The sequence below is a fragment of the Bradyrhizobium sp. 613_E4_N2_2 genome, assembly GCF_052075995.1.
Taxonomy (GTDB): Bacteria; Pseudomonadota; Alphaproteobacteria; order Rhizobiales; family Xanthobacteraceae; genus Bradyrhizobium; species Bradyrhizobium barranii.
In genome coordinates this window covers 1,808,873-1,833,715 of record NZ_CP197234.1, presented here as the reverse complement: position 1 = coordinate 1,833,715, position 24,843 = coordinate 1,808,873, and the positions used below count along the sequence as shown (strand labels likewise).

The window sequence follows — 24,843 nt, the reverse complement described above, 5'->3', positions numbered from 1 at the left end:
GTTGCGGCGATCTGCAATTGATTTCCTCCAACGCATCGTCGCGCCATGCGTAGTGGCGCCTTGTTCTGGTTTTGCGCTGTTTACATTGGACCAGCAGCGCCCGAGGCGCTAATGCCGTATCGGTATGATTTGAGGACAAAACCGCATCATGGACCTGGTCTGGCTGGAGGATTTCCTTGCCATCGCCGAGGAAGGCGGGTTCTCGCGCGCGGCCCAGCGACGGCATGTGACCCAGCCGGCGCTGAGCCGCCGCATCAGGTCGCTCGAGGAGTGGCTGGGAACACCGCTGTTCGAACGTTCGACCCACACGATCACGCTGACGCCGGCCGGCGAGAGTTTTCGCCCCGTCGCGGAGGACGTGCTGCGCCGGGTCCTGGTCGGACGCGAGGAAGCGCTCGAAGTGGCGCGGCTGAAGGCCGAGACCATCACCTTTGCCGCCACGCATTCACTGTCGCAGACCTTCTTTCCGGAATGGATTCGCAACTCCGACAGCGCGCGGGCCGACTCGGCCGTTCAGCTCGTCGCTTCGAATTTCGCCGGCTGCGAGAAGCTACTTCTGGATGCGCAGGCCCATTTCATGCTGGCGCACTACCATCCGACGCTGGTGAGCCGGCTCGACATGGACCGCTTCCAGCGCGTCGATCTCGCGACCGACGTGCTGATCCCGATCAGCGCGCCGGCCGCAAAACCGGGCCGCGGTGGACGCAGCAGCAAAAAGGCACAGCCTCGTTATGCCCTGCCCGGCGCATCGGGCGCGCCGCTGCCCTATCTCGCCTATCACCCCGGCTCGGGCGTGGGGCGGCTCGTCACCTCGTTCCTGGCCGCGAAGGATTCGACGGCGTGGCTGGCGCCCGGCTTCGCCGCGCCGGTCATGCTGCTGGTCGACATGGCGCGCGAAGGGCGCGGCGTGACGTGGGCTCCGATGAGCCTCGTCCGCGCCGATCTCGACAGCGGCCGCCTGTTGCGCGCCGGCGGCGCGGATTGGGACATTCCGATCAGCGTCTCGCTGTTCCGCACGCGGGCCCGCATGACCCGGGCGGCCGAGAATTTCTGGAATTCGGTGCGCAAGGGCCGGCCGGGAGGGAAATCCATCGCCCCCGCGCCGCGGACCAGATGACCGTGTCGCGGATCAAGTCGGCCTTCGGACTGCTTCGGCCGCAGATGCTGCTGATGAGCCTGCTCGCTGCCACAACGTTAGACGCGGCGCACGCCGGCGGCGCCTCCATCGCACCCGCCGAGCTGAAGGCGATCGGGACGATCGATGCGCGCTTTCAATCCTACAATATCGAGATGGTGGAGGTAACCGGCGGCTGGTTCTGGAAGCCTTATCCGCGAACAATGCGCGCGCTCGATGAGCGGGATCGTTACGGCGAGAGGCCGCCGATCGATCTTGCCAATGCGCGGCTGCGCAAGCTCGCCGCCGCTTTGGCGCCGGCCTATCTGCGCGTGAGCGGCACCTGGGCCAATGCGACGTTCTTTGCCGACACGGACCATGCGCCAGCCAAGCCCCCGCCGGGATTCAATGACGTGCTCAGCCGCAACCGATGGCGCGACGTCATCGACTTCGCGCGCGCAGTCGACGCGGAGATCGTCACCTCCTTCGCGATCAGTCCGGGCAGCCGCGATGCGGATGGCGTGTGGAAGACCGATCAGGCGCAGCGCCTGATCGACGCGACGCGTTCGCTGGGTGGCCACATCGCGGCGGTGGAATTCATGAACGAGCCGACGCTTGCGGCGACGAACGGCGCACCGCCGGGATATGATGCGGCCGCTTATGGCCGGGACTTCAGGATCTTTCGCGAATGGATGCAACGCGCGGCGCCCGAGACGTTGATCGTCGGTCCGGGTTCAACCGGCGACGCGCCGTTGCCATCCGGGTCGGGCATCACCACGCGCGATCTGCTGGCCGCATCCGCCCCCGGCATCGATCGCTTCTCCTATCATCACTACAACACGCTCTCGCCGCGCTGCGGCGGCCGCGACGATCCGGCGCAGGCGCTCTCCGCGGACTGGCTGGCACGCACCGACGCGACGTTCGCGACCTATCGGGCCCTGCGCGACGCATTCGAGCCGGGCAAGCCGATCTGGCTGACGGAGACGGCAAACGCCGCCTGCGGCGGCAATCCATCGGACAAGACCTTTCTCGACACATTCCGCTATCTCGACCAGCACGGACGCCTGGCGAGGGCCGGCGTCCAGGTGGTGATGCACAACACGCTGGCCGCCAGCGACTACGGCCTGCTCGACGAGGGAACGTTCCGTCCGCGGCCGAGCTACTGGGCTGCGCTGCTCTGGCATCGGCTGATGGGAACGATCGTGCTCGACGCGAACCCGGTCGCCGCGCCAGATCTCCATCTCTACGCGCATTGCCATCCGGGCATGCGGGGCGCCGTGTCCATGCTCGCAATCAACGCGTCGCGGCACGCATCATTGACCCTGACGCTGTCACACCCCGCCGAGCGTTACACGATACATGCGAGGCGGCTGCAAGACGCGACAGTTCAGCTGAACGGCAAGACGCTCGCGCTGAGTGCCGACGACGAACTGCCCCGACTTGAGCCGCGCGCAACACCTGCGGGGGCGATCCGGCTGGTGCCGGCGACCGTCACCTTCCTGGCGTTTCCGGACGCAGCAAACCCCGCCTGCCGGTGACGGCCCTTACGACTTCAGCGCGTCGCGCGCCGTCTCCGGCGCCATCAGCGTCGCGATGATCGTGATGACCGACAGCGCGATGATGTAGACCGACACCGGCCAGTAGGCGCCGGCCCATGCGAGCAGCGCCGTTGCGATCAGCGGCGAGAAGCCGCCGCTCAGCGCCGCCGCGACATTGGCGCCCAGCGAGGCGCCGCTGTAGCGCACCTGGGTGCGGAACAGTTCCGGCATGAACGCCGCCTTCGGCCCGAACAGCAGGGCGTGCGTCAGCGTCATCGTGACGACGAGCGCGAACGTGATCAGCGCCGGCTCCCTGGTGTCGAGGAACCAGAACAGCGGAAACGCCAGCGCCACCGAGAACACCCCGCCGGCGAGATACAGCGCCCTGCGGCCGAAGATATCGGAGAGCCAGCCGGCGAGCGGCAGCGTCGCGAACTCGACGAGCGCGGCATAGACCACCGCGTTCAGGATCACCTGGCGAGGCAGGCCGAGTTTCGTCGTCGCATAGACCACGGTGAAGACGGTGAGGAGATAGGCGAGCCCGACCTCCGACACCGTGATGCCGATCGCGAGCAGAAAACTGCGCCAGTCGCGGCGCAGCACCTCCAGCACCGGCTGCGCCAGCACTTCCTTGCGCTCGACGACTTCCTTGAAATGCGGCGTTTCCGCGAGCTTGAGCCGCACGATGAAGCCGACGCCGACGAGCAGGATGCTGATCAGGAACGGCACGCGCCAGCCCCAGCTCAAAAAGTCCGCCTCGGGCAGTTGCGTCATCAGGCCGAAGATACCGGTTGAGGCGGCGACGCCGACCGGAAAGCCGATCTGAACTAGGCTGCCGTAGAAGCCGCGGCGATCACCGGCGTGCTCGATCACCATCACGACCGCGCCGCTCCATTCGCCCCCGAGCCCGATGCCCTGGACGAAGCGCAGGATGATGAGCAGGATCGGCGCCCAGACGCCGATCTGGCTGTAAGTCGGCAGGCAGCCGATCAGGAAGGTGCCGAGCCCCATCGCGATCATGGTCGCGACCAGCATGGTCTTGCGGCCGAGCCGGTCGCCGTAATGCCCGATGATCGCGCCGCCGATCGGACGCGCCACGAAGCCAACCGCATAGGTCGAGAACGCCACCAGCGTTCCGACGAAGGGATCGAAGCTCGGAAAGAACAGCTTGTTGAAGACAAGTGCAGCTGCCGTGCCGTAGATCAGGAAATCGTACCACTCGATCGCGGTGCCGAGTGCGCTCGCCCACACCACATGCGCCGTCGTCGATCTCTCCGTCGCCGCGGAGACCCCCGTTGCTGCCGTCATGCCCTGCCCCAAAAGATTCCTGGCGGCATCATGGCTAATCGCGATGGCGGTTGCAACCTGCGGAGGTGTGATCTCTGTGCGAGACTACGATGCGAGATTTTGCGCGTCGCTGCTCCCGCACTCCGTCATTGCGAGGAGCTCTTGCGACGAAGCAATCCAGGCTGCCTCCGCGGAGAAAGTCTGGATTGCTTCGCTGCGCTCGCAATGACGGGTGTGGCGGCAGTTGCGCGCACGCCTCCGGCAATGTCTCCCGGGCGACCATGGAACTCATCGACCCCCCTTATTCGCCATTGACAAACTCATTCGTTAATATCTAACTAACCGCCAACTGATAACCGGCCGCGCCAAGCGGCTCATAAAAGAGAGGGATCGACGATGAGAGGGCTTTTGGCCTGCACCTTGCTCGCGGCCATGACTTCGGCTGCCATGACCACGGCGGCGCGCGCGCAAGTCTCCGACGACGCGGTGCGGATCGGCGTGCTGACGGATCTGTCGAGCTGGGGCCGTGACAACAGCGGGCCGGGGTCGGTCGAAGCCGCCAAGATGGCGGTCGAGGAATTCGGGCCGACCGTACTCGGCAAACCGATCGAGATCATCAGCGCCGACCACCAGATGAAAACCGACGTCGGCGTACAGATCGTGCGCGGCTGGTTCGACAACGGCAAGGTCGACGCCGTCGTCGACATCCCCAACTCCGGCATCGCGATCGCCGTGCACAACATGGTGCGCGAGCGCAACAAGATCGCGCTGCTCTCCGGCCCCGGCGCGAGCTCGCTCACCGACGAGCTGTGCAGCCCGAACACCGTGCACTTCACCTACGATACCTACGCGCTGTCCAAGGTGACGGCCTCCGCCGTGATCAAGGAAGGCGGCAAGTCCTGGTACTTCATCACCGCGGACTACGCTTTCGGCCAGCAGCTCGAAAAGGACGCCACGCGGTTCATCAACGAGATGGGCGGCAAGGTGCTGGGCGGCGTGAAGCATCCGACCAACACAGCCGACTTCTCCTCCTTTGCGCTCCAGGCGCAGAGTTCGAAGGCCGACGTGGTGGCGTTCGCCAATGCCGGCCAGGACACCGACAACGCCATCAAGCAGTCCGGCGAGTTCGGCCTGGTACAGGGCGGCCAGAAGCTGGTCGGTCTCCTGATGTTCGACACCGACGTGCATGCGGTCGGCCTGAAGGCCGCGCAGGGCACCTACATGACAACGGCGTCCTACTGGAACATGGACGAGGCGACGCGCGCCTGGTCGAAGAAATTCTACGAGCGCACCAAGGTGATGCCGACCATGATCCAGACCGGCGTCTACGGTTCGGTGCTGCATTATCTGAAGGGCATCAAGGCCGCCGGCACCGACGACCCCGCCAAGGTGATGGCAAAGATGCGCGAGCTGCCGATCGAGGATACCTTCGTCCATGGCGGAAAATTGCGCGAGGACGGCCGCGTCATCCGCGACATGTATCTCGCCAAGGTGAAATCGCCCGAGCAGTCCAAGGAGCCGTGGGACTATCTGGAGATCGTCAAGACCGTGAAGGGTGAGGACGCCTTCCGCCCGGTCTCCGAATCCAAATGTCCGCTGCTGAAGAAATGAGGCCCGCATGACCGGCAACGAGCGCAACGCAATTGAGACTTACGAGTGCGATGTGCTCGTGGCCGGATCGGGTGCCTCCGGCATGTCGGCCGCGATCACCGCGGGTTATCGCGGCCTCGACGTGCTGATCGTCGAGAAGGAGCCGCGCTTCGGCGGCACCACCGCCCGCTCCGGCGGCTGGCTCTGGATCCCCGGCACCTCGCTGGCGAAGGCCTACGGCATCGAGGAGACGCCGGAGCAGGCCCGCACCTACTTGCGGCACGAAGCCGGCAACAACTTCGATGCCGCGCGGGTCGATGCATTCCTGAGTGCGGGTCCGGAAGCGGTCGATTTCTTCACCACCAGGACCGCGCTGCGCTTCGACATGCCGCTGGTGTTTCCCGACTATCACGCCGAAGCGCCGGGCGGCGCGCAGGGCGGCCGCTCCATGGTGACGCGCCCGTTCGACGGCCGCGAGCTCGGTGACCAGATCAAGACGCTGGGTATGCCGCTGCCCGAGCTGACCGTGTTCGGCATGATGCTCGGCTCCGGCAAGGAGATCATCCATTTCATGCGCGTGACGAAGTCGCTGACCTCGGCGGTATACGTCGCCAAGCGCCTGTCACGGCACCTGATAGACGTGCTGCGGTATGGCCGCGGCATGACCTTGACCAACGGCAACGCGCTCGCCGGGCGCCTCGCAAAATCCGCGCAGGATCTGAAGATTCCGATGTGGCTGTCCTCGCCGGTGCGCGAGCTCATAGTCGAGAACGGCGCGGTCACTGGCGCCATTGTGACTCGCGAAGGACGCGAGATCCGCATTCGCGCGCGCCAAGGCGTCGTTCTCGCTTGCGGCGGCTTCCCGCATGACGTCGAACGCCGCAAGAAGATGTTTCCACACGCACCGACCGGCCATGAGCACTATTCGCCGGGACCGACCGGCAACACCGGCGACGGCCTGCGCCTTGCAGAGAGCGCTGGCGGGCACGTCGAGGATCGCCTGCCGAACGCGGCGGCCTGGGTGCCGGTGTCGGTGACCAAACGCAAGGATGGTTCGAGCGGCGTGATGCCGCATTTCATCGACCGCGCCAAACCTGGCGTGATCGCGGTGATGCGGGACGGCAAGCGCTTTGCCAATGAGGGCAATTCCTATCACGACTTCGTCCAGGCCATGATCAAGGCCGCGAAGCCCGGCGAGGAGATTGCGGCGTATCTCGTCTGCGATCACCCGACGCTGCGCAAATACGGCCTCGGCTGCGTGCCGCCGTTCCCGATGCCGCTCGGTCATCACCTCGATACCGGCTATCTCATGCGTGGCGACACGCTGGAGGCGCTCGCGGCAAAGGCCGGCATCGATGCGACGGCGTTCACCGAGACGGTCAGGCAGTTCAATGCGACTGCGCCGCAAGGGCACGACGCCGCCTTCGGCAAAGGTTCAAAAGCCTATAACCGCTACCAGGGCGACGCCATGCACGGCCCGAATCCCTGCATCGCACCGATCAAGAACGGCCCGTTCTACGCCATCAAGATGGTGATCGGCGATCTCGGCACCTATGCCGGCATCGTCACCGACGAGAACGCGCGGGCGCTGGACGCCGAAGGCCGGGTGATTCCCGGGCTCTATGCCGCGGGCAACGACATGGCGAGCATCATGGGCGGCAATTATCCCGGTGCCGGCATCACGCTTGGGCCGGCGCTGACCTTCGGCTACATTGCCGGCCGTCATCTCGCCGACAGCGCCGCCAAGCGCAACGCGGCGTAAGCCACGCGCCAGGAGACGCATGAAGAGAGAAAGCCGCGGCATCCAGTCGATCGAGGTCGGCGGAGAATTGCTTCGCGCGCTCGCGAGATGCGGCGAGCCGATGATGCTGCGCGATCTCGCGCGCGAGGCCGGCATGACGCCGGCCAAGGCGCATCCCTATCTCGCCAGCTTCTCCCGCATCGGGCTGATCGAGCAGGACGAGACCACCGGCCGCTACGAGATCGGCGCGCTGGCGCTGGAGCTCGGCCTGATCAGCCTGCGCCGCCTCTCCGGCGTGCGGATCGCGCGTCCGAAGATCGCAGGCCTCGCGAGCCAGATCGGCCATGCCGTCTCGCTCGCGGTCTGGGGCACCCACGGCCCGACCGTGGTGCAACTGGAGGAGCCCGGCCAGCCCGTGCACATCGTGATGCGCGCTGGTTCGGTCATGGCGCTGCTGGAGACGGCTACAGGCCGGGCGTTTGCTGCCTTCCTACCGGAGAAGACGATCAACGCCGCGCTCGAGAGCGGCCTCGACCGTCATGGCGTCGGCTACAATCCGAAGCGGGCGGTGAAGGGCGCGAAGGTCGCCGAGATGCTCACGGAGGTCCGCAAGCACGGCCTCGCCCGCGCGCTCGGCGATCCCCTGCCCGGCGTCAATGCATTCTCGGCACCGGTATTCGACCATTCCGGCCATGTCGCGCTGGTGATCACCGCGATGGGGCCGGAAGGCACTTTTGATGCGCGCTGGGACAGCCCCATTGCCCATGCCCTGCGCGACTGCGCCGGTGGGATCTCGAAGCGGCTGGGCTACGGGATGACGATCGCGGCGGAGTGAGGCCTGTTAGGCCGGCGACACGCGCACCTCCTCCGCGGAGATCGATCCGCTGTCGACGACGAGCGCGACGGCGCCGCTGGTCAATGGGAGATCGCCCGTGTCCTGAACGCTGAAGAGTTTTTTACCATCGACATGGGCTTCGATGTCGGTTCCGGCCACGCGCAGCTCAATCCGATATCTCCGGTCGAGCTGCCAGTCGAAGCGTTCGCTGGCGAGCACGAGTTCGTCATGCACGCGCTTGACCAAACGGACGCGGCCGCCCTCGGCACGGTCGAACATCAGCGCGTAATAGCGCTCGCGTCCCTGCACCCGCGCCGCGAGGCCCCAGGCGTTCGCCAGCAGCGGCATGATCTCGGACGTTACGCGATAATCCTTCCAGTCGCGCGTACCTTGCGCGATGAAGCCAAGCCCGTCGCCATTGGTAACGCGCAGGCCCTCCCAGCGGGTCTGGAACTGGCTGACATTGTTGACCCAGGCGTGCTTCCACATCGTGCTCAGATTGTTGTCCGGCCGTTTCAGCACGGTGTCAGGCGCGCCACCCCAGGTCAGATAGTCGAGATAGAGCGTGCCATCGACGCCGAGCGGATCGCGCGTTTCGATCTCCACCCCGATCTCGAAGATCGGATAGGCATGGGTCTCCGGCACCTCCCAGCTCAGCACGGCGTGACAGCCGCCGGTCAGTTCCTGCGCATCGCCGTAGATCTGGATCAGCTCGTCGTGCTCGTCATAGACGCTGGAAAACAGTCGCACCGCCACGGTGCCGCTATCCGCTTCCGATTCAATCCGGCACTCCACCCGTTGCCCCGAATACAGCGTCGGACAGGCCACAAGCTGGTAGGTCGGCATCGTAAACACCTCCTTGTCGAAGAAGGTGGGGCTCGCAACGCGTGCCACGCGTCCGGGCGCCAGACGGCGGAAGTCGATCGCCAGACTCCGCTCCCCAGTGCGGCTGTGGCCGGCGACATTGCTGAGCTCGACCTCGTGGAGCCGTGCGGGCGAGCCGCCCTTCACGTGGAAGCCCTGCAGGCTGCCCGGAAAGTTGAAGTTGAAGCGCGCGCCGTCCTTGGCGACCGCCAGCGCCGGCGCACCGGCGAGCGCAAGCCCGGCCGCGACCAGCGACTGCGTCTCGATCACGGCGTCGGAGATCGCAGCGCCACCATCGGCCGTCGAGATGTACATGCGGTCGGCGATGGGGGTGCGGAAGTCCGGCCCGGCGTCGAGGCCGGCAAGTCCGGTGCGGATGCCGAACAGGCAGCCGACATTGCCGGCATTGCAGTCGGTATCCCAGCCGGCCGTGTTGGCGATGCGCATCGCCTCCTGAAAGCTGTTCCCGCCGTAGAGCGTCGCCAGAATGATCAGCGCGTGGTTGGGCACGACATGGCAATTGCCGAGGAATTTGTCGTAGCCGTAACGTTCGGCGATCAGCGCACGGGTCCGTTCCCAGTCGTTGCCGTTGTCGCCGGCGTGCCATTCCCGGACGTCGTTGACGACGCGCCGGATCAGCGCGTCCTTCGGCACGAAGCCGAGCCCGACATCGATCAGCTTCTGCACGTCGTGCTCGACGAAGGCCAGCGCCTCCATCGCCGCGAGCAGTTTTGCGGCATGCACGGATTCACCATCATGGCTCACGCGCCCGGCCTGCTCGGCCAGATAAGCGGCCTGCTCCGGATTACCCGGGCTCACCATCGCCCAGCCGTCGATGAAGATTTGCGCACCGATCTGCTCGGCTACGGTCGTGCCGTTCAGCGCAATCGAGCCGCTCTGCGGCGCCGGGATACCGGACTTCAGCCGCAGATAGGCGGTGTGCTCGGTGGAATTGCCGATGCCACCCCACCACAGGATGGCGCGCTCCTCGACGATGTAGTTCAGCCAGGCTTGCCCGATCTGCCTCGAGGTGAGACGCTTCGGATAGCCATTGTCGGCAAGCGCGCGGGGAAACGCAAACGTGCCGGAGACGTCGTCGTCGGTGACGACGAGATGATGGGATCGCAACGCGACGTCACGACGCTCGTTGACATAGTAGTTGATCGGCCCGAGCTCCTTCATGATACGCTCATAGGTCCAGCCCTCGAAGGGCCGGCCGAGGTAGACACCGATGAGCTTGCCAAGCACGCCGGCATAGACCCGCTCCGCGTAGTCATGAGGAATAGCTGTCACGAGTTCACTCCCATATCCAATTGCTTGGCCCGCGGGTCAGACCGACGAGCGCTTCATGATCTCGAATTTCAATTCATGGCTCTGGCCCGGCGCCGCGAGCCCGCCCGGTTGCAACCGCTTGACCAGCGTCTCCGCCGCAAGCGCGCCGAGATCGAACTCCGGTTGCCGCACCGTGGTGAGCCCGAGCAGCTTTGCGACCGGGATATCGTCGAAGCCGGCGATTGCAATGTCGCTGGGGATCGAGAGCCCGGCTGCACGCGCCGCCTCCATCGCACCGAGCGCCAGCACGTCGCTCGCGCCGAACACGGCGGTCGGGCGATCGCCCTTTCTTTCGAGCAGCCGCTTCATCGCACGCGCGCCGGATTCCTCGGAATAGGCGCTATCGGTAATGAAATCTGGCGCAAGTCCTGCTTCCCGCATCACCGCGCCGTAACCCTGCGCGCGCCGCTGACTCGGGCCGAACTCGGCCTGGATCATGGCAATGCGCCGATGCCCGCGCGCAATCAGAAGTCGCGTCATTTCCGCGGCCGCTTCGGCATTGTCGATATAGACGCTGTCGATCGCGAGCGGTCCGTCCGGCTTGTGCTGGCTCTCCAGCCGCACCAGCGGGATGCCCTTACGCGCGAGCACGGCGAGCTGGGGCGCCCGCAGATGAAAGAACGTTGCGACGACGCCGTCGGCCCGTCCCTGGAGCAGCCAGTCGATGGCGCGGGCCTCGCCTTCCGGCCGCCCGTCGGTGTCGAAGATCAGGACGTCATAGCCAGCCGGCGCCGCGACCGTCTGCAATCCCCGGACGAGGCCTGGATAGAACGGATTGGTGATATCTGGAATGACACAGGCAAACGTCATGGTCCGCGCGCTGCGCAGCATCCGCGCCGGATGGTTCGGCTGATAACCCAGCTCCTGTGCGACCTGAAGAATGCGCGTGCGCGTCGCAGGCGGAACGGACGGCGTCTCCGTCTTGTTCAGGACAAGCGACACCGCGGCCTGCGAAACACCGGCCGCGAGCGCGATATCCTTCTGCGTGGGGCGGGCTGGCGCCTGTTTGTCGCGCCCCTTCCCCCGCTTCGTCCTCGTTGTTGACGTCGCCATTTGGCTTAGTTATACGTATTACTAAAGGAAAATCAACAATCACCGCCAATGACCTGAGGAAACCGAGGTTCATCGCCATGACCATGACCCGACGCCAGCTTGTTGCCGCCATCCCCGCTGCCGCGCTTGCCGTTAGCTTGCCGCGCGACGTTCGCGCCGAGGACGGGCGCAAGGTCGTGACTTTCTGGTTCGGCCAGGCGAATTCGGACGGCCAGGCCGCGCTGCGCAACGATTTGGTCGAGGCGTTCAACGCCTCGCAGGACAAATATCTGCTCCAGCTCGAGGTGAAGGGCGCCGCCGTCAACAACCTCCTGAAGGTCGCACTCGTCGCCGGTAACGGCCCGGACATCGTGCAGACAGCGGGTCCCGCCTATCTCACCGCGATCGCGAATGCCGGCCAGGTGCTGCCGCTCGACGATTTCGCCGAGAAGTACAAGTGGAAGGATCGCTTCCTGGCACCGCTGCTCAACACCAGCGTCTACGGCGGCAAGCTCTACGCGCTGCCGCGCGACTACGAGTCGATGCACCTGTTCTATAACAAGGAGCTGTTCAAGCAGAACGGCTGGAAGCAGCCGACCAACCGGCAGGAGATGGAGGCGATCGCAGACGCAGCGCTCGCCAAAGGCATCATCCCCTTCGGCGCCGGCAATGCCGACTGGAAGGGCGTGAACGAGTGGCTGATGACGGTGTTCTTCAACAACGTCGCTGGCCCCGACAACGTGCGCAAGGCACTTGCCGGCGAACTGCCCTGGACCGCGCCGCCGTTCGTCGAGGCGGTCGAACTGTCAAAGGCGTGGTACAACAAGGGCTATTTCGGCAAGAACTATTTCTCGCTGACCATCGAGCAGAGCTTCCTCCAGGTCGTCAACGCCAAGGCGGCGATGGCGTTCAGCGGCACCTGGTCGTTCGGCACCAAATCCTACGGCATGTCGAAGCCCGATACCGTGATGGACGTCATGCCGACGCCGACCCTCGGCTCGGCCTTCACGGGATCACTGGTACATCTCGCCTGCGGCGCGACGCTGTCGATCGCCAAGAACTCGCAGAATGCGGAAGGCGCAGCCGCAGTGTTCGAGTTCATGCTGACGCGCAAGTTCTACGAGACCATGAACCGCGACTGGCCCGGCAAATGGGCACTCCCGGTGAAGGACCTGCCGCCGGACATGCTCCAGGGCATCGGCTATCCCCTATTCGAGAAGACGATCGCGAATCTGCACGAAGCGTTCAGCAAGGGGCAGTACGGCTTCACCACCTGGACGTTCTGGCCCGGCGCCACCAACTCCTATCTGATCGAAGGCATCGAGCAGGTCTGGCTCAACAAGATTACGCCGGACGCTTACCTCACGCGGATGCAGACGCTCTTCAGCCAGGAAGCAAAGGAAGGCAAGGTGCCGCCGCTGCCGCCGCGGACGGCCTGACGCACGATGTGGCTCTTCGCGCTTCCAGCGCTCCTGATTAACGTCTGCATCATCCTGGTTCCCGCCGTGCTGACATTCACGGCGGCGTTCTTCATGTGGGACGGTGTCGGAAAGCCGGCGTGGGCGGGACTGGCCAACTTCCAGAACATGTTCGCCGATCCCGTGTTCTGGTCGGCGCTGACAAATAACTTCATCTGGACGGCGATCTTCCTCACCGTGCCGGTCTGCCTCGCGCTCGTGATGGCAGCCGCGCTGCTGATGGCGCCGAAGGCGCGCATCGTGGTCCAGTCCATCATCTTCCTGCCGCGCATCATCGCTGTCGCAGTCACGGGCCGCATCTTTCAGGGCATGATCTTCAGCCCCGCGACCGGCGTCGTCGCCTGGTTGAACGAGCACGGCTTTTCGATCTCCGATCCCCTCGCCGATCCCGACCGCTCGCTCTATGCTGTGGCCGCGGTCGACATCTGGCACTGGTGGGGATTTCTCGCGGTCGTGTTCCTGTCGGCGATGCGGCAGATCAGCATCGACCAGATCGAAGCCGCGCGGCTCGACGGAGCCGGCTTCTTTGCTTTGTTCCGCTACGTTCTGATCCCGGGCATCCGCCCGACCCTGACCTTGATGCTGATCCTGACCGTGATCTGGTCGTTCCAGGTCTTCGAATTCATCTTCATCGTCACCCGCGGCGGCCCCGCCTATGGCAGCGAGGTGCTGGCGACGTTTGCCTACCGCCACGCCTTCTTCGAAGGCGACGTCGGCCAGGCTGCAGCCGCCGCCTGCGTCATGAGCCTGTTCGGCCTGTGTGCCACCGCCGTCTATCTCTGGCTCCAGATCACCGACGACGCGCAATCGACATGATCGGGGATCGCTGGAGCAGGACATTCAGCCTCGGGCTGATCGGCATCGCATCGTTCAGCTCGCTGCTGCCGATCGTGCTCGCCGTGATGAACGCACTGAAGACGACGGTCGAGATCGGCAGCAATCCGCTCGCGCTGCCGACCCAGTTGCACTGGGAGAATTTTTCCTCCGCCTGGCGCAACGCCCAACTCGGCCCGAGCCTGCTGCACAGTGCCGAAGTCGCGATCCTGACCATTCTGATGGTGTGCGTCACCGCGACGCCCTGCGCCTATGTGCTTGCGCGGCAGAAGGGAAAATTCTGGCGCTTCATCACCTTCTACTTCATGGCCACGATCACCGTGCCCGTGCAGCTCTATCTCTACCCGCTCTACTTCATCTTCGCGAAGCTCGGGCTGGTCAATTCGATCCCCGCGGTGGCGCTGATCTACACGGCGATGTTCTCGCCGTTTGCGATTTTCCTCTTGCGCACCTACGCGCTCGCGATTCCCGTCGCGCTCGAGGAAGCAGCCCAAGTTGACGGCGCAAAGCCGTGGCAGACCTTCTGGTACGTGATCCTGCCGATGATGCGGCCCGGGCTGCTCACGGTCGCCATCATCGTCGGGCTGAACGCCTGGAACGAGTTCGTCATCGCCGTGACGTTCCTGCAGAACGACAGCAACGTCACCGCGATCGTGCGCTTCTACAATCTGACCGGCCAGTATTCGACCGACTGGGGCGAGATGCTGGCCGCAGCCGTCACCATCGTGCTGCCGATCGTTGCGATCTTCGTGCTGCTGCAGCGTCAGTTCATCGACGGCATGACGTCGGGCGCGGTGAAGTCTTGAAGCCCTACTTCTCCTTCACCGGCACCGTGTAGTTCAGGATCAACCGCCCGCCATCCGGATAGATCGTCTGCCCGGTGATGTAAGACGCATCATCACTCGCCAGGAACGCCACGACGGAGGCCACCTCGCTCGGCTCACCGCCGCGACCCGCCGGCGTGCGTGACATCACCGTCTTGCGGGCATCCTCCGAGGTGTAGATGGACGACGCCACCATGTCGGTCAAAATCGTGCCCGGCCCGACCGCCACGACGCGGATGTTGTGCGGAGCGAGCGCGACGGCGGCGACCGAGGTCAGCTGCTTCATGCCGCCCTTGGAGATGGCGTAGGTCGCAAGCGTCGGGATCGCCAGCAGCGCGTTCACCGAGGACATGTTGATGATGACCCCGCCGCCGCCCTGCGCGATCATCTGCTTGGCCGCCGCCTGGACGCCGAAGAACGCGCCCTTCAGATTGATGCCGATGATTTCGTCGAATTCCTCTTCCGAAATCTCCAGGATGTCGCGGTTGCGGGCGACGCCGGCATTGTTGACCATGATGTCGAGCCGGCCGAATTCCCTGACCGCGGTCGCCACCGCGCGATCGACGTCCGCACGCCGCGCGACGTGACATGGCACGGCATACAATTCCTTGGGCTTGCCCAGCTCGTTGACCGTCTTCTCGAGCTCATCCGTATCGACGTCCGAGATGACGACCTTGACGCCGTCGTCGAGGAACCGCTTTGCGCACGCCTTGCCGATGCCGCGCGCTGCGCCGGTGATGACGGCGACCTTGCCGGATAGTTTCATGGGTCTCACTCCAGGATAGCTGCTTGGGCAGCGAGCTATCCCGGAGAGGACCCCGGTTCAAGCCGCCGCGAAGCCGAGATGAGCACGGAACCGGTTCTTGATAAAGACGGCATCGCGCGAGGGCAGCGAGCGCGGCGGATTTTCCGCCAGAACCTTGATGACAAAAAGCCGCGGGCCGTCGGCCGGTCCGGCGATCTGCGCGGCGAGGCGCTGCACCTCCTCGAGCGTCCGCACGGTCCCGGTCGCGGCGAAGCCGCAGGCGGCGGCAATTGCCGTGAGATCGACGCCGCGGCCGGTGTGGCTCGCCTGCATGCCGGTCTCGCCAAAATGCTGATTGTCGATCACGACGATGTCGAGATTGCGCGGACGCGCGACGCCGATGGTGGCGATGCCGCCGAGACCCATCAACTGCTCGCCATCGCCCGTCAACGCAAGGACGCGCTTGCCCGGCTGCGCCTGCGCGAGCCCAAGCGCGATCAACGCGGCACCACCCATTGCGCCCCAGAGATAAAAATTGCCGTCGTGATCCCCCACGGAATGCAGGTCGTAGGTGGGCGAGCCGAGACCGGAGACGACCAGCGTGTCCTTGCGGTCCTTCAGGAGCGCGGCGACAGCGGCGCGACGATCGAGTTGAGCTTGCATCGGCATCACCACTTCTTCTTGCCGATCAGGCGCTGCCCGATCAGGACCGCAATCTGCTGATCGGACTCGTAGGCGAGCGATGCCGCCGATTCGACGGTCTCGACCAGATCCTCCGCCGTCTCCGCGCGCATCACTTTCAGGCCGATCGCTTCCAGCGACGGCTGCGTCGCCCGGCTCATCGGCACCTGCCACGGATTGAATTCGGCCCATTCGCCGCGCATGGTCACCAGCATCAGCAGCGGAAAGCGCCCGATCGCCGACAGCGACAGCATGTTGATGCAATTGCCGACGCCGCTCGACTGCATCAGCAGCACGCTGCGCTGACCGCCGAGCCAGGCGCCGGCGGCGATGGCGATGCCCTCCTCCTCGGTCGTCAGCACGTTGGTGGTGACGTCGCGGTCGGCCGAGAACATGCGGATGAGCTGGCTGTGGCCGGCATCCGGCACGTAGGACATCTGCCTGACGTCGGCGGCTTTGAGGATACGATAGAGCTCGGACGGCCAGTCGTCGCTGCTGCGCGTTTCAGGATTCGGTTGAGGGCTGTGCACCGCGAGGTCTCCGTGAAATTCGAGCGGACCCTAGCGATTATTCCGCGCGACGGCTCTGACCGTCTGGCACGATCAGGTATTGAAGGATTGTATAGCTGCCTTTTCCGTTGTCGCCTGGACCAGAGCACGATGCGCATGACTGCGCCCTCTCCCCTTGTGGGAGAGGGCATCACCGCAGGAAGATACAAACTCATTGGGGTGAGGGGTATCTCTCGGCGCATTCATATGCATCGATATGCGCGGAGAGATACCCCTCATCCGGCGCTTCGCGCCACCTTCTCCCACAAGGGGAGAAGGGAAGAGACACTGTCGCTTGGACTAGCGACTCAATTCGCCGCAGACCTCGCCGCAGCCGGCATGTAGATCTGCGCGTAGCCTTCCTTGATCGCCGAGGTGATGCGATCCAATCGGCGGTCGATGTGCTTCTCCAGCACCGAGACGCAGGCCTCTTCGTCGCGCGCTTTCAGTCCTTCGACGACAGCGCGGTGCTCGGCCTGGGTGTTGGAGCGGTTGATGCGGTCCATGTCGATCCAGCGCACGAAGCGGATGCGGGCGTTGACGTTGCGCAGCACGCGCAGCATCTCGGCGTTGTTCGACATCCCCATCAGCCGCTCGTGAAAGGTCTCGTCGAGTTCGACCAGCTCCACCGACGAACGCTCGCCGGGATCGGGACCGGTGGCTTCGAGGAATTTCAGGAGCGCGTCGATGTCCTCGTCCCTGGCGCGCTTGATGGCAAGGCGGATCGAGGCGACCTCGATCGACTTGCGCAGCTCGTAGAGATCGAAGATCTCGTGCGCGTCGAGCTCGCGGCAGAAGAAGCCCTTGCCCGGCGTGAAGCGCAGGAAGCCTTCGGTGTTGAGACGGTTGAGCGCTTCGCGCAGCGGCGTGCGGCTGACGCCGAGGCGTTTTGCCAGCTCGCCCTCGTTGAGCCGTTCGCCCGGCTTGAACTCATAGCTCACGGCCATCGCCTTGAGCTGTTCATAGACGCGATCGACGATACTATCGGAAGCCAGTTCCACGTTGCTCTTCATAAGCTGCATTCATGCCCGAACACAGCCCAATATACCGGGGCTGCATGGACGATTGCAATCCAAACAGCTGCCTAGCACATCTTGTGCATAGCTTTGCGACAGCCGGGCTCAGGCAAACGCGCGCGGGCGCAGTCCAGCATGAAACCAGGTGATCATGGAATAGATGTCGTAGACCGGCAGGCCAACTTCGGCCTGCAGAGCTGCCGCATAAGGCGGCATGTTGGTGCATTCGAGCACGATGGCGCCGACATCCGGATTTTTCGCGACCAGCTCCTTGCCCGCCTCGACCACGTCACGCTCGGCCTGGGCCACATCCATGTCATCCTTCTCGGCCTTGATCAGGACGCGAAAGAATTCCTTGCCGTGCTCGGTGCCGACCAGTGGCGTATCGAGCGGCACGCCGGCGCCTTCGAGATGGGCCGGCGTCAAGGTCGAACCTGATACCGTGACGAGGCCGACGCGCTTGCCTGGCGGCAAGGTCGCCTGCACCCACGGCACCTGCATCAGCGACGAGGTCGCAACGGGAACGCCGACGGCGGCCGCGATCTCCTTCTGAAACAGCGAGAGGAAGCCGCAATTGGTGGTGATGGCTTCCGCGCCCAACCGGACCAGATCCTTCGCCGCCTCGATGAAATCCGGCAGCAGGCCGGCGGCGCCCTTCAGCACCACCTTCTCCGGCGACGCGCCGCTCACCACGCGATAGAGCACGGGGAACGGCCAGGTCGTGCCGTTGCCCATGTCGCCGGGAATGCGGGGAAAGCGCGCTTCCAGCATCAAAATGCCGAGCGGCGCGCCATAGATGGCCTTGCCGCCGCGGGCGATGCGAGAGGACGAGTTGGCTGGATAGGTCATGGTGCGTTCTCAGAGGAAGCGAGTGGGCGCGAACGGCGCAAGCGGGATCTCCGGCTGCTTGCCGCTCAGGAGCTGGGCGACCAGACGGCCGGTGCGCGCCGATCCGACCAGGCCGACATGGCCATGGCCGAAGGCGTAGACGATATCGCACGAGGCACGCGCATGGCCGATGCAGGGCAGCCCATCCGGCATGCTCGGCCGATGGCCGAACCAGGTTTTGATGCGCGAATCTGGAATATCCTTCGGCAGTTTCGGGAACATGCTGAAGAGGTTGTTGCGCAGGATTTCGGCGCGCTTCCAGTTCGGCGCGGCCTCGAGGCCCGCGATCTCGACCGTGCCGGCGGCGCGCAGGCCCTTGTCGGTCCAGTTCACCACCATGCTGACGTCGGACGCCATCATCGAGCTGCGCGGACCCGATTCCGGGTTCTCGATCATGACGTGATAGCCGCGCTCGGTTTCGAGCGGCAAGGGATCGCCGACGGATGCGGTGAGCTGTTTTGACCGCGCGCCGGCGGCGACCACCGCGGCATCGCAAGCAATCTCACCGGTCTCGGTGAGAACGGCAACGAGCTTGTTGCCTGAAAGCTTCAGACCGGTCGCCCTGGCATGAACGAGCTTGGCACCGCTCGCGAGCGCATGCTGGGCCAGCGCCGCAACGTAAGCGCCGGGATCACGGCAGCGTCCGGCCTCCTCCACCACCACGCCAAAGGTGTAGCGCGGATGCAGATCCGGCTCGCGCTGACGCATCTCGTCGGCGTTCAGCTCCATCCATTCGACGCCGACTTTCTTGCGCAGGCGCCAGCCGAGATTGCTGTCGAAATTGCCGCGCGACGGGAATACGTGCATCACGCCGTTGCGCTCGACCAACTCGGGCACGCCCGCTTCTTCCGCGAGCTTCTTGTGCAGCAGCGGCGCGTCCTTCAGCAGATCGCGCAGCGCAAACGCCGTCTTCTCGACCCGTGCCTCGGTCCAGCCGGAGAGCAAATACTTGACCAGCCAGGGCAGCGCCTTCGGCAAGTAAGACCAGCGGATCGCGAGCGGGCCGAGCGGGTCCATCAGATAACCCGGCACCTTCTTCCAGAGGCCCGGCTCGGCCGGCGGAATCACCGAATGGGAGGAGAGCCAGCCGGCATTGCCGTAGCTCGCCGCCTGTTCGCCACCGGGCTCGCCTGCGTCGATCAGCGTGACGCGATGCCCCTCGCGCAGCGCCTCGATGGCGCTGATCACGCCGACCGCGCCGGCTCCGATGATAGCGACGTGGCGGCCTTCCGACATCGGCTACGCCTTCACCGCCGGCGCGAAATCCTTGCCGACCGAGATCGCGCGCGGATCGATGATGCAGTGGAGGATCGACGGCTTGCCCGAAGCGAGCGCGCGCTCGAACGCCGGCGCAAACTCTTCGGTGCGCTCGACGCGCTCGCCATGGCCACCGAATGCCTTCGCATACATCGCAAAGTCAGGGTTCTTGAGCTGAGTTCCGACCACGCGGCCAGGATAATCACGCTCCTGGTGCATACGGATGGTGCCGTATTGCGAGTTGTCGACGACGATGACCACCAGCGGCGCGTCGTACTGCACGGCGGTCGCGAATTCCTGGCCATTCATCAGGAAGCAGCCATCACCGGCAAAGGCGACGACGACGCGATCCGGATATTGCCGCTTTGCAAGCACCGCAGCCGGCACGCCATATCCCATCGAGCCCGAAGTCGGCGCGAGCTGGGCGGCAAAGCTGTGGAAACGGTGATGGCGATGGATCCAGCCGGCATAGTTGCCGGCGCCGTTGCAGACGATCGCGTCCTTCGGCAGGCGGTCGCGGAGCCAGGTCATGACCTGGCCGTACTGGAATGTGCCCGGCAGCTCACGCGCCTTGTCGGTCCAGGCGAGGTAATCGGCATGCGCCTTGGCGGCCTCGCCCTTCCAGGCAACGGCGCCAGCGGGCTTCAGCGTCTCGACGGCGGCCGCGAACGCGGCAGGCGTCGCCTGGATCGCGAGCTCAGGCTGGTAGATGCGCCCGAGCTCTTCCGAGCCCGGATGCACGTGGATCAGCTTCTGCTTCGGCGTCGGGATATCGAACAGCGTGTAGGACGAGGACGGCATCTCCGACATGCGGCCGCCGATCAGGAGAATGACGTCGGCGTTGTCGATGCGCGCCTTCAGGCCCGGGCTCGGCCCGATGCCGAGATCGCCGGCATAATGCGAATGATCGGCATCGATCAGCGAGGCCCGGCGGAACGAGGTCGCGACCGGCAGGTCGAACCGTTCGGCGAAGCGCGCGATGCTCTTGGTCGCCTCATCCGTCCAGCGCGAGCCGCCGAGGATGACGAGCGGCGCCTTGGCGCTCGCGAGCATGGCGCCGACGCGCTCGAGATCTGATGGTGCCGGCCAGCTCACGGCCGGCTCGATGCGCATGGCGTCGGCAACGGCCGCCGTCTCGGTCAGCATGTTCTCCGGCAGCGCGATCACCACGGGGCCCGGACGGCCCTGCATGGCGACGCGGAAGGCACGCGCGACCAGCTCCGGAATGCGATCGGGGCGATCGATCTCGACGGCCCATTTCGCCATGGTGCCGAACACCGCCTTGTAGTCGAGCTCCTGGAACGCCTCGCGCTCGCGCATGCCGGTGTCGACCTGTCCGACGAACAGGATCATCGGCGTCGAATCCTGCATCGCGATGTGGACGCCGTGGCTGGCATTGGTGGCACCGGGGCCGCGGGTGACGAAGCAGATTCCGGGACGGCCGGTGAGCTTGCCATAGGCTTCCGCCATCATCGCAGCACCACCCTCGGCGCGGCAGATCACGACGTCGATCGGGCTGTCATGCAGCGCGTCGAGTGCCGCGAGGTAGCTCTCGCCCGGCACGCAGGTGACGCGCTCGACGCCTTGGGCGACGAGCTGATCGATCAGGATCTGGCCCCCGGTGCGGGTGTTGCGAATGGTCATGACAGCTCCCTGCAGGCTTTGGCGATGCGCATCACGGCCTCGCGCAAGTTTTGTTCCGAGGTGGCGTAGGACAGGCGGAAATAAGGTGCAAGGCCGAAACAGCTGCCCGGCACCACGGCCACGTCATGCCTCTCCAGCAGGAAGCGGCAGAACGCGGCGTCGCTATCGATAACGGTCCCATCCGGCGTGCGGCGGCCGATCAGGCCGGCGCAGCTCGCATAGGTATAGAACGCCCCTTCCGGCCGGCGGCAGCTGACGCCGTCGATGGCGTTGAGCGCATCGACCACGATGTCTCGGCGGCGCTGGAACGCGGCACGGCGCTCGATCAGCACGTCCTGCGGGCCGGTCAGCGCGGCGATCGCAGCGGCCTGGCTCACCGAGGAGGGATTGGTCGTGCTCTGGCTCTGCACCACCGCCATCGCTGCGATCAATTCGCGCGGGCCGCCGCCATAGCCGACGCGCCAGCCGGTCATGGCGTAGGCCTTGGAAACACCATTCACGGTCAGCGTGCGTGATTTCAGGCTCGGCTCGAGCGCCGCTGCGGTCACGAACGGCATGCCGTCATAGATCAGGTGCTCGTAGATATCGTCCGCCATCAACCAGACATGCGGATGGCGCTTGAGCACATCCAGGATCGGGCGAAGCTGCGCGGCCGAATAGGCGGCTCCGGTCGGATTGGACGGCGAGTTCAGCAGCAGCCAGCGCGTCTTCGGCGTGATCGCGCGTTCGAGATCGGCGGCGTCGAGGCGAAACCCGTTCTCCTCGCGGCAGAGCACGTCCACCGGCGTGCCGTCGGCGATGCGCACCATGTCGGCATAGCTGGTCCAATAGGGCGCGGCGAGGATGACCTCGTCCCCGGGGCTGAGCGTCGCCATGAAGGCGTTGTGGATCACCTGCTTGGCGCCGGCGCCTGCGGTGATCTCGTCGGCGGCATAGACGAGATCGTTCTCGCGGCGGAATTTCTCGGCGATCGCCGCCTTCAATTCCACGGTGCCGTCGAGGATGGTGTATTTGGTCTGGCCGGCGCGGATGGCGCGCTCGGCCGCGTCCTTGGCATGATCAGGCGTATCGAAGTCAGGCTCGCCGGCGCCCAGCACGATCACCGGTCGCCCCTCACGCTTCAGCCGCTGCGCGACCGCGCCGATCTTGAGGATCTCGGAGACGCCGATCGCGCTGATGCGCTGGGCGGGACGGAAGGTCGATGCGGGCGCCTGGACAGTCACGGCCGAGCCTCAACTGCGCGCGGCGATCGCGATCACCTCGATACGGAAGGCGGGATCGGCAAGCTCGACCTTGCCGCAAGCGCGGGTCGGCGTGTTGCCGGGCACGACCCAGGCATCATAGACCGCATTCATGGCGTCGAAATCGTCCATGTTCTTGAGCCAGACCTGCACGCTGAGCAGGCGGGACTTGTCGGTGCCGGCGCGCGCCAGCATGTCGTCGACCTTCGCCAGCGCCTCTTTCGTTTGCTGGGTGATATCAGCGGCCTTGGTATCCGCCACCTGACCTGCGAGGAAGACGAGATCGCCGAACACGGAAGCGCGGCTGCGGCGGGCGTTCTGGTCGATGCGAGTGATATCCGACATGGGATGTCCTTATGTCTTTACTTGCCGGTGGCGATGATGCGGCGGCAGTGGTCGAGCGCCGCGCCGATGAGATTGTCACTCGCCTCGGGCGTGCGGAACGCCGAATGCGCCGATAGCGTCACGTTCGGCAGCTTGGTCACGGGATGACCGGCGGGAAGCGGCTCGACGGTGAAGACGTCGAGGCCGGCATGGGCGATGTGGCCGGAGCGCAGCGCATCCAGCATTGCGTCTTCATCGACCACAGCGCCGCGCGCCGTGTTGATCAGAATGCTGCCGGGGCGCATCTGCGCGATGCGCTCGCGCGACAGGAAACCCTTGGTCTCGTCGTTGAGCAAGAGATGCAGCGAGACGACGTGGCTCTCGGCGAGCAGCTTCTGCAGCGAGACGAACTCGACGCCGGGATGGGTCTTCGGCGTCCTGTTCCAGGCGATCACCTTCATGCCGCAGCCCGCCGCCATGCGCGCGGCTTCCGCCGCGATGCCGCCGAAGCCGATCAGGCCGAGCGTCTTGCCGGTGAGCTGCATCGCGTCACGGCGCAGCCAGTTGCCCTCGCGCATGCCGCGGTCCATCTCGCCAAAATTTCGCGCAGACGCCCACATCAGCGCGATCGCGCATTCGGCAACGGCCGTATCGCCATAACCCTTGATGGTGTGGACGGAGACGCCGCGCTCAGCGAGCTCTTCCGGATTCATGTAGCTGCGCGCGCCGGTGCCGAGGAAGACGACGTGCTTCAGCTTCGCGCATTTCTCGGCAATCGCTGATGGCACCGCCGTGTGGTCGACGATCATGATCTCGGCATCGCCGAGCAGGCCGGGCAGATCGTCGGGCTTGATCGAGGGATTGCGGTTGATGCTGACCGGCAGCTTCTGCGAGGCCAGCAGCTTGTCGGTCACCGCCGCCAGGGTCTCGTTCGCATCGACGAATAGGGCGCGCACAGGCCTCTCCTTCAGCTCACTTCCGTATTGCGTTCAGTCTTGTATTCAGACTTAAATGCAATTTACAACCCCTCCCCATCAGGAATTTTGCGCAATCCTGCCAAGATATTGGGCTCATTTCTGCCTTGCCGCCCAAATGGCCAGCAAGTCGAAATACCGTATTGCATTTTATCCTGAATACAGAAATAGTCCAGAGGCCGGACACGATCCGACCCAGATTCCAGGGAGACAGAGACCATGAATCGCAGGGATGCTCTCACCACAGTCGCGCTGGCAGGCGCAGCGATCGCCGCCGCGAGCGGCTCGGCCAAGGCCGATGCGCCGGCCTCCACGCTCGACCGCATCAAGAAGAATGGCGTGCTGCGCGTCGCCGTCATCGTCGGCCAGGAGCCCTATTTCCATAAGGACCTCGCCACCAACGAATGGTCGGGCGCCTGCATCGACATGGCCAAGGACATCGCCGGCAAGCTGGGCGCCAAGGTCGAGACGCTGGAATCGACCTGGGGCAACCAGATCCTCGATCTCCAGGCCGACAAGGTCGACCTCGCCTTCGCCGTGAACCCGACGCCGGAGCGCGCGCTCGTCATCGACTTCTCGACGCCGATCCTGGTGCACTCCTTCACCGTCATCACCAAGAAGGGCTTTGCCAAGCCGCAGACCTGGGCCGAGCTCAACAAGCCCGAGGTCAAGATCGCCGTCGATATCGGCTCGACCCACGAGACGATCGCGCGCCGCTACTGCCCGAAGGCGACCATCCTCGGCTTCAAGAACCGCGACGAGGCGATCCTGGCGGTTGCGACCGGCCGCGCCGACTGCAACGTCTCGCTGGCGGTGCTTTCGGTCTCGACGCTGAAGAAGAACCCGAACCTCGGCGATCTCGCCATTCCGCGCCCGCTGCTGACGCTGCCGACCAACATGGGCATCCGCGCCGAGAGCGACCGCCGCTACAAGGATTTCCTCAGCGCCTGGGCCGACTACAACCGCGCGATGGGCCAGACCCGCGAATGGATGCTCAAGGGTTTTGAGGCGGTCGGCCTCACCGCCGACGATCTCCCGCCCGAAGTGCAGTTCTGA

At 65.0% G+C, this 24,843-nt stretch carries 22 protein-coding genes; 9 read left to right on the top strand and 13 right to left on the bottom strand.

Annotated elements, in window-relative coordinates:
* The first annotated feature begins 148 nt into the window (after positions 1-148).
* Entirely contained in the window at positions 149-1,117 is a 969-nt protein-coding gene (locus AB7290_RS08690) for a LysR family transcriptional regulator (RefSeq protein ID WP_085405262.1), read from the top strand.
* Positions 1,114-2,652 carry a hypothetical protein gene (locus tag AB7290_RS08685; protein WP_085405263.1) on the top strand — a complete coding sequence of 513 codons (1,539 nt, stop codon included), beginning with the start codon at positions 1,114-1,116 and terminating at the stop codon, positions 2,650-2,652. Before AB7290_RS08690 ends, AB7290_RS08685 begins: the two co-directional genes overlap by 4 nt.
* Positions 2,653-2,658: 6 nt before the next feature.
* On the opposite strand, the gene AB7290_RS08680 is transcribed toward AB7290_RS08685, so the two are convergent.
* Complete coding sequence (locus AB7290_RS08680; protein ID WP_085405264.1) at positions 2,659-3,960, bottom strand: MFS transporter; 1,302 nt, start codon at positions 3,958-3,960, stop codon at positions 2,659-2,661.
* 375 nt (positions 3,961-4,335) lie between these two features.
* On the opposite strand from AB7290_RS08680, the gene AB7290_RS08675 reads away from it, so the two are divergent.
* From AB7290_RS08675 to AB7290_RS08665, 3 genes are read left to right on the top strand one after another with little or no spacing between them, the layout of a single operon-like run.
* Positions 4,336-5,550 carry an ABC transporter substrate-binding protein gene (locus AB7290_RS08675; RefSeq protein ID WP_135214840.1) on the top strand — a complete coding sequence of 405 codons (1,215 nt, stop codon included), beginning with the start codon at positions 4,336-4,338 and terminating at the stop codon, positions 5,548-5,550.
* Between the two features lie 7 nt (positions 5,551-5,557).
* Positions 5,558-7,291 (top strand): FAD-dependent oxidoreductase, encoded by a 1,734-nt coding sequence (locus AB7290_RS08670; RefSeq protein WP_085405266.1) that lies wholly within the window; start codon positions 5,558-5,560, stop codon positions 7,289-7,291.
* 19 nt (positions 7,292-7,310) lie between these two features.
* Positions 7,311-8,105, top strand: coding sequence for an IclR family transcriptional regulator (locus AB7290_RS08665; RefSeq protein ID WP_085405267.1), 795 nt, complete (start codon positions 7,311-7,313; stop codon positions 8,103-8,105).
* Between the two features lie 6 nt (positions 8,106-8,111).
* Here the strand turns inward: AB7290_RS08665 and AB7290_RS08660 are convergent, their stop codons facing one another.
* On the bottom strand, positions 8,112-10,262 hold the full coding sequence (locus AB7290_RS08660) for an ADP-ribosylglycohydrolase family protein (RefSeq protein ID WP_135214841.1): 2,151 nt from the start codon (positions 10,260-10,262) through the stop codon (positions 8,112-8,114).
* 36 nt (positions 10,263-10,298) lie between these two features.
* On the bottom strand, positions 10,299-11,354 hold the full coding sequence (locus AB7290_RS08655) for a LacI family DNA-binding transcriptional regulator (RefSeq protein WP_085405269.1): 1,056 nt from the start codon (positions 11,352-11,354) through the stop codon (positions 10,299-10,301).
* Positions 11,355-11,431: 77 nt separating this feature from the next.
* Between AB7290_RS08655 and AB7290_RS08650 the strand changes: the two genes are divergently transcribed.
* Genes AB7290_RS08650 through AB7290_RS08640 form a run of 3 tightly spaced genes read left to right on the top strand, consistent with a single transcriptional unit; the run spans position 11,432 to position 14,451 of the window.
* Positions 11,432-12,772, top strand: coding sequence for an ABC transporter substrate-binding protein (locus AB7290_RS08650; protein WP_063981357.1), 1,341 nt, complete (start codon positions 11,432-11,434; stop codon positions 12,770-12,772).
* Positions 12,773-12,778: 6 nt separating this feature from the next.
* Positions 12,779-13,627: a carbohydrate ABC transporter permease gene (locus AB7290_RS08645; protein WP_085405270.1), complete on the top strand. Its 849-nt coding sequence runs from the start codon at positions 12,779-12,781 to the stop codon at positions 13,625-13,627.
* Entirely contained in the window at positions 13,624-14,451 is an 828-nt protein-coding gene (locus tag AB7290_RS08640) for a carbohydrate ABC transporter permease (RefSeq protein WP_081369148.1), read from the top strand. Before AB7290_RS08645 ends, AB7290_RS08640 begins: the two co-directional genes overlap by 4 nt.
* Positions 14,452-14,455: 4 nt before the next feature.
* Here AB7290_RS08640 and AB7290_RS08635 read toward each other — a convergent pair whose 3' ends face one another.
* The 10 genes from AB7290_RS08635 to AB7290_RS08590 form a co-directional block, all read right to left on the bottom strand.
* A complete protein-coding gene (locus AB7290_RS08635; RefSeq protein WP_038934859.1) occupies positions 14,456-15,235 on the bottom strand; it encodes an SDR family NAD(P)-dependent oxidoreductase in 780 nt (259 codons plus the stop codon).
* A gap of 57 nt (positions 15,236-15,292) precedes the next feature.
* Positions 15,293-15,883, bottom strand: coding sequence for a thiamine pyrophosphate-dependent enzyme (locus AB7290_RS08630; protein ID WP_071910051.1), 591 nt, complete (start codon positions 15,881-15,883; stop codon positions 15,293-15,295).
* Complete coding sequence (locus AB7290_RS08625; protein ID WP_063981353.1) at positions 15,883-16,425, bottom strand: thiamine pyrophosphate-binding protein; 543 nt, start codon at positions 16,423-16,425, stop codon at positions 15,883-15,885. The genes AB7290_RS08630 and AB7290_RS08625 overlap by 1 nt, the downstream gene beginning before the upstream one ends.
* Positions 16,426-16,751: 326 nt before the next feature.
* Positions 16,752-17,456 carry a GntR family transcriptional regulator gene (locus tag AB7290_RS08620; RefSeq protein WP_014492735.1) on the bottom strand — a complete coding sequence of 235 codons (705 nt, stop codon included), beginning with the start codon at positions 17,454-17,456 and terminating at the stop codon, positions 16,752-16,754.
* Between the two features lie 108 nt (positions 17,457-17,564).
* Positions 17,565-18,308 carry an aspartate/glutamate racemase family protein gene (locus AB7290_RS08615; RefSeq protein ID WP_071910045.1) on the bottom strand — a complete coding sequence of 248 codons (744 nt, stop codon included), beginning with the start codon at positions 18,306-18,308 and terminating at the stop codon, positions 17,565-17,567.
* A gap of 9 nt (positions 18,309-18,317) precedes the next feature.
* Positions 18,318-19,583 (bottom strand): NAD(P)/FAD-dependent oxidoreductase, encoded by a 1,266-nt coding sequence (locus tag AB7290_RS08610; RefSeq protein WP_085405271.1) that lies wholly within the window; start codon positions 19,581-19,583, stop codon positions 18,318-18,320.
* Positions 19,584-19,586: 3 nt separating this feature from the next.
* On the bottom strand, positions 19,587-21,248 hold the full coding sequence (locus tag AB7290_RS08605) for a thiamine pyrophosphate-binding protein (RefSeq protein WP_085405272.1): 1,662 nt from the start codon (positions 21,246-21,248) through the stop codon (positions 19,587-19,589).
* Positions 21,245-22,471, bottom strand: coding sequence for a pyridoxal phosphate-dependent aminotransferase (locus tag AB7290_RS08600; RefSeq protein ID WP_085405273.1), 1,227 nt, complete (start codon positions 22,469-22,471; stop codon positions 21,245-21,247). Before AB7290_RS08600 ends, AB7290_RS08605 begins: the two co-directional genes overlap by 4 nt.
* A gap of 9 nt (positions 22,472-22,480) precedes the next feature.
* Complete coding sequence (locus AB7290_RS08595; protein WP_085405274.1) at positions 22,481-22,834, bottom strand: RidA family protein; 354 nt, start codon at positions 22,832-22,834, stop codon at positions 22,481-22,483.
* 17 nt (positions 22,835-22,851) lie between these two features.
* Complete coding sequence (locus AB7290_RS08590; protein WP_085405275.1) at positions 22,852-23,769, bottom strand: NAD(P)-dependent oxidoreductase; 918 nt, start codon at positions 23,767-23,769, stop codon at positions 22,852-22,854.
* Positions 23,770-24,006: 237 nt separating this feature from the next.
* On the opposite strand from AB7290_RS08590, the gene AB7290_RS08585 reads away from it, so the two are divergent.
* Entirely contained in the window at positions 24,007-24,843 is an 837-nt protein-coding gene (locus AB7290_RS08585; protein WP_135216109.1) for a transporter substrate-binding domain-containing protein, read from the top strand.

What these genes read in the sequence shown, in the direction of transcription:
- AB7290_RS08605 (WP_085405272.1), bottom strand. Translation starts at nt 21,248, where the DNA reads ATGACCATTCGCAACACCCGCACCGGGGGCCAGATCCTGATCGATCAG.
- AB7290_RS08685 (WP_085405263.1), top strand. Translation starts at nt 1,114, where the DNA reads ATGACCGTGTCGCGGATCAAGTCGGCCTTCGGACTGCTTCGGCCGCAG.
- AB7290_RS08595 (WP_085405274.1), bottom strand. Translation starts at nt 22,834, where the DNA reads ATGTCGGATATCACTCGCATCGACCAGAACGCCCGCCGCAGCCGCGCT.
- AB7290_RS08635 (WP_038934859.1), bottom strand. Translation starts at nt 15,235, where the DNA reads ATGAAACTATCCGGCAAGGTCGCCGTCATCACCGGCGCAGCGCGCGGC.
- AB7290_RS08615 (WP_071910045.1), bottom strand. Translation starts at nt 18,308, where the DNA reads ATGACCTATCCAGCCAACTCGTCCTCTCGCATCGCCCGCGGCGGCAAG.
- AB7290_RS08655 (WP_085405269.1), bottom strand. Translation starts at nt 11,354, where the DNA reads ATGGCGACGTCAACAACGAGGACGAAGCGGGGGAAGGGGCGCGACAAA.
- AB7290_RS08650 (WP_063981357.1), top strand. Translation starts at nt 11,432, where the DNA reads ATGACCATGACCCGACGCCAGCTTGTTGCCGCCATCCCCGCTGCCGCG.
- AB7290_RS08675 (WP_135214840.1), top strand. Translation starts at nt 4,336, where the DNA reads ATGAGAGGGCTTTTGGCCTGCACCTTGCTCGCGGCCATGACTTCGGCT.
- AB7290_RS08620 (WP_014492735.1), bottom strand. Translation starts at nt 17,456, where the DNA reads ATGAAGAGCAACGTGGAACTGGCTTCCGATAGTATCGTCGATCGCGTC.
- AB7290_RS08680 (WP_085405264.1), bottom strand. Translation starts at nt 3,960, where the DNA reads ATGACGGCAGCAACGGGGGTCTCCGCGGCGACGGAGAGATCGACGACG.
- AB7290_RS08630 (WP_071910051.1), bottom strand. Translation starts at nt 15,883, where the DNA reads ATGCCGATGCAAGCTCAACTCGATCGTCGCGCCGCTGTCGCCGCGCTC.
- AB7290_RS08645 (WP_085405270.1), top strand. Translation starts at nt 12,779, where the DNA reads ATGTGGCTCTTCGCGCTTCCAGCGCTCCTGATTAACGTCTGCATCATC.
- AB7290_RS08640 (WP_081369148.1), top strand. Translation starts at nt 13,624, where the DNA reads ATGATCGGGGATCGCTGGAGCAGGACATTCAGCCTCGGGCTGATCGGC.
- AB7290_RS08670 (WP_085405266.1), top strand. Translation starts at nt 5,558, where the DNA reads ATGACCGGCAACGAGCGCAACGCAATTGAGACTTACGAGTGCGATGTG.
- AB7290_RS08585 (WP_135216109.1), top strand. Translation starts at nt 24,007, where the DNA reads ATGAATCGCAGGGATGCTCTCACCACAGTCGCGCTGGCAGGCGCAGCG.
- AB7290_RS08665 (WP_085405267.1), top strand. Translation starts at nt 7,311, where the DNA reads ATGAAGAGAGAAAGCCGCGGCATCCAGTCGATCGAGGTCGGCGGAGAA.
- AB7290_RS08610 (WP_085405271.1), bottom strand. Translation starts at nt 19,583, where the DNA reads ATGTCGGAAGGCCGCCACGTCGCTATCATCGGAGCCGGCGCGGTCGGC.
- AB7290_RS08690 (WP_085405262.1), top strand. Translation starts at nt 149, where the DNA reads ATGGACCTGGTCTGGCTGGAGGATTTCCTTGCCATCGCCGAGGAAGGC.